We start from the raw sequence: 807 nt of genomic DNA, 5'->3' as shown, positions 1-807 counted from the left end.
AAACGTTGTACACAATTCTATGAAAAAAAATACTAGAATATTATTATCTGGAATTTTACTGATTTTAACTTCTTGTAAATCAGAAATAAGTACGCCTGAATTAAAAATACACTTCACTGAAGATCAAATTTCGGATTTTAACAAAATAACCGAATTCTTTATTGAACAGATATGTGAAAACAATAAAGCATCTGATTTCGAAGATTGTTTTAAAAAAATCCTTCCGGAACTAGTTAATAATGGATGGAGTCCTATTCTTGAAAAAGTAGATTTTGAAAAACAAAACGAAATGTATAATTCGCTTTCAAATGAAACTTTTAAAGAAATATGGAGTTTCCAAAAAAGCCAACAACACTCGGAAGAAACTAAATATAAATCTGGAGGTATAAATACTTCTGGAAAATATTTGGAATTTCTCAACGTAATAGGAAATAGAAACAATTATGTTTCCAACTATGTTAAAGAAATTTATGCATCTGGCGATGTTCCAAGCAATGCTTCATTACAAAATCATATATACACGAATCCAAACGATTTAAATTTAAATGATTACAACATACAAGTTTTAATTGCAATAAATTATTTGACCCAAAACAATGGGCAAAAACGTGCTGAAAAGTAGTGTAAAATAAAAACTGTGTACAACACGATATATGATGTCATAGCAGCAAAGTGATCAATCGAAAGGTTGTTGTATTTTTGGTAAGGCGCAATGCTTGCAGAAAGTAAAAGTTAGCAACCAATGCGCAGAAAAATCAAAAAGCAAGGTAACATTTTGCTTTGCTACAACACATATATAAAACGTTG

General features: G+C 29.2%; 1 protein-coding gene. It reads left to right on the top strand.

Annotation, left to right across the window (positions count from 1 at the left end; translation table 11 throughout):
* Positions 1-19 precede the first annotated feature (19 nt).
* Positions 20-622: a hypothetical protein gene (locus tag Q1B37_RS24190; RefSeq protein WP_299903347.1), complete on the top strand. Its 603-nt coding sequence runs from the start codon at positions 20-22 to the stop codon at positions 620-622.
* The last annotated feature ends 185 nt before the right edge of the window (positions 623-807 follow it).

It is taken from the genome of uncultured Aquimarina sp., from assembly GCF_947492965.1.
In the GTDB taxonomy this organism is placed as follows: domain Bacteria; phylum Bacteroidota; class Bacteroidia; order Flavobacteriales; family Flavobacteriaceae; genus Aquimarina.
The sequence above is the reverse complement of the archived record's forward strand: the minus strand, read 5'-3'. Positions and strand labels throughout refer to the sequence as shown.

Coding starts and splice junctions, on each gene's coding strand:
- Q1B37_RS24190 (WP_299903347.1), top strand. CDS start 20: ATGAAAAAAAATACTAGAATATTATTATCTGGAATTTTACTGATTTTA.